This is a genomic window from Saccharothrix hoggarensis, from assembly GCF_042678885.1.
Classification (GTDB): Bacteria; Actinomycetota; Actinomycetes; order Mycobacteriales; family Pseudonocardiaceae; genus Actinosynnema; species Actinosynnema hoggarensis.
In genome coordinates this window covers 1-6,896 of record NZ_JBHTLK010000302.1, presented here as the reverse complement: position 1 = coordinate 6,896, position 6,896 = coordinate 1, and the positions used below count along the sequence as shown (strand labels likewise).

Annotated in this window: 8 protein-coding genes; 3 read left to right on the top strand and 5 right to left on the bottom strand. The window is 74.4% G+C overall.

Going from position 1 to position 6,896, the window contains the following annotated elements; genetic code table 11:
- Positions 1 to 449, bottom strand: a 449-nt coding sequence (locus ACFQ3T_RS32915; protein ID WP_380729430.1) for an FAD-dependent oxidoreductase, incomplete at its 3' end; no start/stop codon positions are given.
- The gene (locus ACFQ3T_RS32910) at positions 446 to 1,096 is read right to left on the bottom strand and encodes a TetR/AcrR family transcriptional regulator (RefSeq protein WP_380729428.1); all 651 of its coding nucleotides are present in this window, start codon (positions 1,094 to 1,096) and stop codon (positions 446 to 448) included. The genes ACFQ3T_RS32910 and ACFQ3T_RS32915, both read right to left, overlap by 4 nt.
- A 16-nt stretch (positions 1,097 to 1,112) precedes the next feature.
- On the opposite strand from ACFQ3T_RS32910, the gene ACFQ3T_RS32905 reads away from it, so the two are divergent.
- The 3 genes from ACFQ3T_RS32905 to ACFQ3T_RS32895 are packed head-to-tail and all read left to right on the top strand — an operon-like array spanning position 1,113 to position 4,636.
- A complete protein-coding gene (locus ACFQ3T_RS32905; protein WP_380729426.1) occupies positions 1,113 to 2,735 on the top strand; it encodes an FAD-binding oxidoreductase in 1,623 nt (540 codons plus the stop codon).
- On the top strand, positions 2,725 to 3,921 hold the full coding sequence (locus ACFQ3T_RS32900; protein ID WP_380729424.1) for an amidohydrolase: 1,197 nt from the start codon (positions 2,725 to 2,727) through the stop codon (positions 3,919 to 3,921). The genes ACFQ3T_RS32905 and ACFQ3T_RS32900 overlap by 11 nt, the downstream gene beginning before the upstream one ends.
- A 46-nt stretch (positions 3,922 to 3,967) precedes the next feature.
- Positions 3,968 to 4,636, top strand: coding sequence for a hypothetical protein (locus ACFQ3T_RS32895; protein WP_380729422.1), 669 nt, complete (start codon positions 3,968 to 3,970; stop codon positions 4,634 to 4,636).
- Here ACFQ3T_RS32895 and erm read toward each other — a convergent pair.
- The 3 genes from erm to ACFQ3T_RS32880 form a co-directional block, all read right to left on the bottom strand.
- Positions 4,593 to 5,351 carry a 23S ribosomal RNA methyltransferase Erm gene (gene erm, locus ACFQ3T_RS32890; RefSeq protein ID WP_380729420.1) on the bottom strand — a complete coding sequence of 253 codons (759 nt, stop codon included), beginning with the start codon at positions 5,349 to 5,351 and terminating at the stop codon, positions 4,593 to 4,595. The genes ACFQ3T_RS32895 and erm overlap by 44 nt on opposite strands.
- A gap of 201 nt (positions 5,352 to 5,552) precedes the next feature.
- Complete coding sequence (locus tag ACFQ3T_RS32885; RefSeq protein WP_380729418.1) at positions 5,553 to 6,560, bottom strand: NADP-dependent oxidoreductase; 1,008 nt, start codon at positions 6,558 to 6,560, stop codon at positions 5,553 to 5,555.
- A 50-nt stretch (positions 6,561 to 6,610) separates the two neighbouring features.
- Positions 6,611 to 6,896, bottom strand: a 286-nt coding sequence (locus ACFQ3T_RS32880) for a GNAT family N-acetyltransferase (RefSeq protein ID WP_380729416.1), incomplete at its 5' end; no start/stop codon positions are given.

The window sequence follows — 6,896 nt, the reverse complement described above, 5'->3', positions numbered from 1 at the left end:
ACGCTGCGCGGTCCCGGCAGCACGCGGGACGGCGTGCGGGCCAGGCGGCGCAGCACGTCACCCGCGCGCAGGCCCGCCATGACGACCGGGTCGTGCGGCTTGCCGTGCAGCGGCACGAGCTGGGGCAGCGCCCGGACGAGGTGCGGCGCGGTGCGGGTCATCAGGATGCCCCGCTCGACCGCGCTCTCGTAGGCCAGCCCGACCTCGCCCTGGGCCAGGTACCGCAGGCCGCCGTGGACGAGCTTGCTCGACCAGCGGGACGTGCCGAAGGCCAGGTCGTGCGCCTCCACCAGGCACACGGACAGGCCGCGCGAGGCCGCGTCGAGCGCGACCCCGGCCCCGGTCACGCCGCCGCCGACGACCAGCAGGTCGACCGTCGCGGAGGCGAGGTGGTCCAGGTCCGCGCGGCGGCGGGCGGCGTTGAGGGACGTGCCGTGCGAGGTGCTCATGTCCGCCCCGAATCAGTGTGCGCCGAATCCGTGTGCGCCGAATCCGTGTGCGCCGATTCCGTGCCGCCCGAATTCCCGGGACCGGTGAGCGCCGCGTCCAGGTAGGCGGCCAGCTCGGCCAGCAGCTCCTCGAAGTCCAGGTCGGTGGTCGCGGGCCGGATCGACAGCACCAGCGACTGGGTGGTCAGCAGCACGAGCCGGGCCTGCGCGGCCGCGGAACCGGCGCGGATCGAGCCGTCCGCGTGCCCGGCCTCGACCTGGGCCACCAGGAACGCCTCGACGAGCTTCTGCGTGCTGCCGAGCCGCTGCACGAGGTAGGGCAGCATCAGCTCGGCGTCGAGGTCGAGCACGCGGCGCATCAGCGGGTCGGCGGCGAGCAGCCGGATGCCCGCGATGGCCTGCGCGACGAGCCGCTGCCGCGCGTTGTCGCCGGTCACCTCGACGCGCCCGAGCAGCGCGGTGAACTCCCTGGTCATCAAGGCCCTGACCAGGGTTCCGACGTCGGGGAAGCGGCGGTAGAGGGTCATCCGGCTGACGCCGGCGCGTTTGGCGATGTCCGTCAGCGTGGTGCGGCGGACCCCGACCTCGACCACGCAGTCGCGGGCCGCGTCGAGGAGCGCGTCATCACTGTGACGTTGAGACGTCATGTGTCACACTGTAGCGGTGACCGAGCGCATCGACCACACCCTCCGGGGCCGCTGGACCTCCACCGCGGGCACCCTCCCGCCGCACGCCCTCACGTGGCTGCGCGAGCGGATCGGGCTCGGTGACGTCCGCACGCCCGGACGCGCCCCCGCCGTGCCGGAGTCCGCGTTGGACGACGCCGCGCGCGCCGCGCTGGCCGACGTCGTCGGACCCGGTTTCGTGCGCGTCGACCGCGACTCCCGGCTGGGCCGCGCCGGCGGTCTGTCCTACTTGGACCTCCTGCGGCAGCGCGGTGACGGCGAGCTGGCCGTGCCGGACGCCGTGGTGCTGCCCGCGTCACCCGAGCAGGTCACCGACGTGCTGAAGGCGTGCGTCGAGCACGACGTCGCCGTGGTGCCGTTCGGCGGCGGCACGTCCGTCGTCGGTGGCGTGACCGCCCTGCGCGGCGACAAGGCCGCGGTGATCGCGCTCGACCTGAACCGGCTGGACAAGCTCGTCTCGGTCGACCCGGAGTCCCGCCTCGCCGTGCTGCAGGCCGGCCTGCCCGCGCCCGAGGCCGAACGGCTCCTCGCCGCGCACGGCCTGACCACCGGGCACGTCCCGCAGTCGTACGAGCGGGCCACCATCGGCGGGTTCGCCGCGACCCGCTCGGCCGGCCAGGCGTCCTCCGGCTACGGCCGGTTCGAGGACATGGTCGAGGGCGTGCGGCTGGCCACGCCGGTGGGCGAGTGGCGGCTGGGCGGCGCGCCCGCGTCCGCCGCCGGGCCGGACCTGCGCCACCTCGTGGTCGGCAGCGAGGGCGCGTTCGGCGTGATCACCGAGGTGACGCTCCGCGTCCGGCCGCGCCCGCGGGTCGAGCGGTACGAGGGTTTCGTGGTGGACGGCTGGGCGCGCGGCACCGCGCTGGTGCGCCGGCTCGCGCAGGACGGCGTGCTCGCCGACGTGACGCGTCTGTCCGATGTGGACGAGACGGCGGTGTCGCTGGCGCTGTCCGGCGGCTGGAAGACCGCCGCGCTGAAGGCGTACCTGAGGGCGCGGGGCGTGCGGCAGCCGTGCCTGCTCATCCTCGGCTGGCACGGCGCCGACACCGCCGCGGTCGGGCGCAAGCGCGCGGCGACGTTGCGCGGCCACCGCGTGGTGTCCCTGGGCACGGTCCTCGGCGAGGCGTGGCGGCACGGCCGGTTCAACGGCCCCCGTCAGCGGGACGCGCTGATGGAGGTCGGCGTGTGCGTCGAGACGCTGGAGACCGCCACGCACTGGTCCAGGCTCACCGAGCTGCGCACGGCGGTGCGTGACGCGCTGGTGGACGCCCTGGGCGAGTGCGTCGTCATGTGCCACGTCTCGCACGCGTACGAAACGGGCGCGTCGCTGTACTTCACCGTCCTCGCCGCGCGCGACGCCGCCGACCCGATCGGACAGTGGCAGGTCGCGAAGGCCGCCGCCGGCGAGGCCATCACCGGACTCGGCACGATCAGCCACCACCACGCCGTCGGCACGGACCACGCGCCGTACCTCGAAGCCGAGGTCGGCGCGCTCGGGCTGGACGTGCTGGCGTCCGTGAAGCGGACGCTCGACCCGACCGGCGTGCTCAACCCTGGCAAGCTCCTGCCGGGCGGGCTAGCGTCGCCTGGTGACCGGTGACCTGCTGATCCGTTCCGCGCGACCGTGGCCCACCAGCCCGGACGCGCCCGTCGTCGACGTGCTCTGCGAGGGCGGGCTCGTCGCGTCGATCGCCCCGGACCTCGACCCGCCGCCCCACGTGCCGGTGGTCGACGGGCGCGGCGGCGTGCTGCTGCCCGCGTTCACCGACGCGCACGCGCACCTCGACTCCACCCGGCTCGGCCTGCCGTTCCGCCCGCACACCGCGGGGCCGGGACTGGCCGGGCTGATCGACAACGACCGGCGCAACTGGCGGTCCGCGGAGGCGTCCGTCGCCCAGCGCGCCGCCTACACGCTCGGCCGCACGATCGCGGGCGGCGCGACGCGCGTGCGCAGCCACGCCCAGGTCGACGTGGACTCCGGGCTGGAGAAGCTGGAAGGCGTGCTGGCCGCCCGCGAGGAGCACGCGGGGCGCGCGCACGTCGAGGTGGTCGCGTTCCCGCAGTGCGGCATCCTGCGCGAGAAGGGCACGGCCGACCTGCTGGACGCGGCGCTGCGCGCGGGCGCGGACCTCGTCGGCGGGCTCGACCCGGCGGGCTACGACCGCGACCCCGTCCGGCACCTCGACGTCGTGTTCGGGCTGGCCGAGAAGCACCAGCGGGGCGTGGACGTGCACCTGCACGACGGCGGGTCGTTCGGCGCGTTCCAGGTGGAGCTGATCTGCGAGCGGGTCGACGCGCTCGGCATGCGCGGCCAGGTGACGATCAGCCACGCGTTCGCGCTGTCCACTGTGGACGGTGATCGGCAGCGCGAGCTGGTGGACCTGCTGGCGGAGCACGACGTCGCCGTGACGACCGTCGCGCCGGGCGTGCGCGACCCGTTGCCGTTGCAGGCGTTGCGGCGCGCCGGGGTGCGGCTCGGGCTCGGGCAGGACGGCATCCGCGACTACTGGTCGCCCTACGGCAACGGCGACATGCTCGACCGCGCCTGGCAGTTGGCCTACCGCAACGGGTTCCGCCGCGACGACCTGGTGGAGATGTGCGTCGACATCGCCACCCGCGGCGGCGCGGCCGTCCTGGGCCGGTCGGCGGGCCTCACCGAGGGCGCGCCCGCCGACCTGGTGGTGGTGCCCGGCGACACGGTGACCGCCGCCGTGATGGACCGCGCGCCGCGCACGCTGGTCGTCCACGCCGGACGGGTCGTCGCGGCCGACGGAGAGGTCGTCTGACCGCGATCCGCCCGTTCTTGTGGGTGCGCGTCAGTAGCCTGCGCGCATGAGCAACGACACCTGGGCCGCCCTCACGGCGACCCCGCTCGCCGAGGTGCGCCGTCGTGCGGCCGTCATCGGCGAGATCGCCGAAGTGGAGCCGATGACGGTCGACGGCGCCGAGCGGTGCGCGTGGAACGACGGGGGCGGCCAGTCGGCCGTCTGGTACTTCACCCCGGACGGTCGCGCGCTGCTGCTGACGTTCGACCACGAGTCCGACCTGAACCTGTACGCCGAGGGCGACTACGCGCTCCAGGAGTCGCTGTACCGCGGCGTGCCGGAGTCCCTGGTGCGGCTGGTGCGCAACCGGCCCGAGAACTACGAGTCGCTCAACCTCGTGGACGAGGGGACGGGCGACTCGATCCACTACGCGGGCGGCGTGTTCTGGTACGACGGCGAGCGGTGGGCGGCGGCCGAGGGCTTCCTCGCCCACTGCGAGCGCGAGGGCCTGGACCCGATGGTCGACTCCGGGTTCGAGTACTGCCTCGACGCCTGCGCGTTCGGTGGCGAGTTCACCCCCGAGTCCGTGGTCGAGCGGCGCGCCGCCGAGGAGTGGTACGACGACGAGGACGACCGGGAAGCCGCGCTCGTGGAGATCCGGGGCATCTTCGACCGCGTCGACGGCGGGTCCGCTAGCCGCACCGCTCGAACAGCTCCGCCCACTGCGCGGCGGTGAGGTCGCGCGGCAACGTCCGGTCGGTGACGCCGTGCCGCCGGGCCCAGTCGGCGATCCGCGCGGACGGGTAGGCGGCCCGCACGACCTCCCGCACGCCCCGCCCGCGCCCGGTGAACACGCGGTGCACGAACGCCTGGTACCGCGGCCGCCGTCGTGCGTCCACGAGCGGGTCGGCCCGGCGGGTCACCGTCATCAGCCCGCCGTCCACGCCGGGGCGCGGCCGGAACGCCGTCGCCGGCACGCGTCGGACCAGCGCGAAGGAGTACCAGGGCCACCACTGCGCGGTCATCATCGTCGCGCCGCCCACGCCCGCCCGCCGCCGGGCGACCTCCCACTGGACCAGCAGCACGGCGTCCGTCCAGTGGTCGGAGTGGACGATCCGCCGCAGCAGCGCCGTGGTCAGGTGGAACGGCAGGTTGCCGACGAGGACGTGCGGCGTGGCGGGCAGCGGGTGGCGCAGGAAGTCGGCCTCCACGACCGACGTGCCGGGGCCGACGACCCGCCGCAGCTCGCGGACCCGGCGCGGGTCGACATCGACGGCGGTCAACGGCCGGCCGAGGGCCTCTAGGGGCAGCGTCAGCGCACCGCCGCCGGACCCGATCTCGACGATCGGCCCGCCGGTCCGGCCGACGAGGTCGACCACGGCGGCGATGACGGCGCGGTCGGTGAGGAAGTTCTGGCCGTTCTCGTGCCGGCCGTTGTGGTGGGTGCGCACTGCTGGGGCTCCGCGGCTGCTGGGAGGCGAACCGGGCAGCACGACGTGACCGCCCGGCGATGACTCGCTGGAGCGGCGGAGCTTCTACTCGAACCGAAGGTCGCCGCCGCTAGACGCGGCGCAACCGGGTCGATGCCGAGGCGGCGCACATGCCGGCGACGCTAGCGCACCGCCGGCCCTGTCCCACAACGATTTTCGCGCCTACAGCCTGACCAGGGCCTTGCCGGTGTTCTCGCCGCGCAGCATGCCGATGAACGCCTCCGGCGCCCGGTCCAGGCCCTCGGTCACGGTCTCCTGGTAGCGCAGCTTGCCTTCGGCGATCCAGCCGCCGACCTCGCGCGCGAACTGCTCGCGCAGGTGCTCGTGGTCGCGCACCAGGAAGCCGCGCAGCGTCAGCCGCTTGCCCACGGCGAGGCCGATGTTCCGCGCGCCCGACGGCGTCTTGGTGTTGTAGTTGGAGATCGCGCCGCACAGCGCGACCCGGCCGTGCATGGTCAGGGAGTCGATCGCCGCTTCGAGGTGGTCGCCGCCCACGTTGTCGAAGTACACGTCGATGCCGTCCGGCGCGGCCTCCGCCAGCAGCTCGCCGACCGGGCCGTTGCGGTAGTTGAACGCCGCGTCGAAGCCCAGGTCGTCCACCAGGTACTTGACCTTCTCGTCGCTGCCCGCGCTGCCGATGACCCGCTTCGCGCCGCGCAGCCGGGCGACCTGCCCCGCGACCTGCCCGACCGCGCCCGCCGCGCCGGACACGAACACCACGTCGCCCTCCTTGAACGCGGCCACGTCCAGCAGGCCCGCGTACGCCGTCATGCCGGGCATCCCGAGCACGCCCAGGTACGCGTTGACCGGCGCCGCCTCCGGGTCGACCTTCACCGCGTCGGCCGCGTCCACCGCGCCGTACTCGCGCCAGCCCAGGAAGTGCAGCACCGTGTCGCCGACCTCGAAGCCGGGCGCGTTCGACGCGACGACCTCGCCCACCGCGCCGCCGTCGAGCGCCTTGCCGATCTCGAACGGCGGGACGTACGACTTGCCCACGTTCATCCGGCCGCGCATGTACGGGTCCACGCTCATCACGATGTTGCGGACGAGCAGCTGCCCGTCGCCGATGGTCGGCACGGGCGCCTCGGCGAGCTGGAAGTCGTCGACGGTCGGGAAGCCCTCGGGGCGGGACGCGAGGCGGATCTCGCGCGCGGTGCTCGGCAGCGTCATGCACATCACAACATCACGAAGTCCCGCCGCTGTTCCACCGCGTCCGCCATTCAGGTGTGAGGTGCGTCCCGCAGTGCGGTCACGCTTCGGTAGGCGAAGCCCAGCCGCCGGTAGACGGCGATCGCGGCGGCGTTCTCCCGGTCGACCATCAACGCGCACGTGCCGTGCTCGGCGAGCAGGGCGCTCACGACGAACGAGCACACCATCGTGGACAACGACCGGCCGCGGTGGTCGGGATGGGTGGCGACGCCGCCGACGAACCCCACCCCACCCCCACCGCCGCCGACCCCACCGCCGCCGCCGCCGACCAGACCGCCGCCGCCGACCAGACCGCCG